This window comes from Burkholderia sp. Tr-20390, from assembly GCF_017104595.1.
GTDB lineage: Bacteria > Pseudomonadota > Gammaproteobacteria > Burkholderiales > Burkholderiaceae > Burkholderia.
Map to the genome: position 1 here is coordinate 1 of NZ_JAAGPC010000429.1, position 908 is coordinate 908.

At 73.3% G+C, this 908-nt stretch carries 1 protein-coding gene; it reads right to left on the reverse strand.

Annotated features, from left to right (window positions below):
* Positions 1 to 908: condensation domain-containing protein (locus tag G3N98_RS39365; RefSeq protein ID WP_241026307.1), on the reverse strand; the 908-nt coding region annotated here is incomplete at both ends.

Sequence of the window (908 nt, forward strand, 5' to 3'; positions counted from 1 at the left end):
TGGCGGCGAACCGCGCCGCCTGCTCCTCGCTGTAGTCCGCGTAGTCCCACGCGGGCGGCGCGGCCTCCGGCGCGCGCCCCTGGCTCGCCGCGCCGTACAGCGACGCGAGATCCTGCGCGATCAGCCGGAACGACCAGCCATCGACGACGATGTGATGGAACGACATCAACAGGCACGCGCGGCGCGGCCCGAGTTCGAGCAGCCGCGCGCGGAACAGCGGCGGCCGCGCGAGATCGAACGGCTCCGCCCGCAGCGCGTCGCGATGCTGCGCGATGAACGCGCGCAGCGCGTCGTCCGTGTCGTCCGTGTCGCGTGCGTACGCATGGATCGACAGCGCGACCGCCGCGTCGGCATGCACGTGCTGCTCGCCGCCGCCGTCCGGCCCTTCGTGGAACGACGTGCGCAGCACCGGATGGCGCGCGACCAGCCCGCCGAGCGCCGCGTGCAGCGCCGCGCGGTCGACGTCGCCGTGCAGATGCAGGCATTGCGGCAGGTGGAAGACCGAACCGCCCATGCCGAGCCGTTCGAGCGTCCACAGCCGGCGCTGCTGGAACGACATCGGCGCGCGGCGCGGCCCGGCGGCCGGCCGGCCATCCGGCGTCGTTGCCGCCCGCTCGGCGGGTTGCGCGGGTTCGGCCTGCATGTGAATCGCGCAGGCCAGCCCGTCGATCGTCGGCGCACTGAAGAACGCCTCGAGCGTCAGCTCCGCATTCAGCCGCTCGTGAATCCGCGCGAGCACGCGCCCGGCCAGCAGCGAATCGCCGCCCAGCGCGAAGAAATCGTCGGTCGGCGTGATCCGCTCATGGCCGAGGCATTCCGTCCAGATGCGCGTCAGCGCATGCCGCACGTCGTCGGTTTCGACCGCCGCGGCGCGCGGGGTGTCGACCGCAACCGGTGCGGCAACCGGT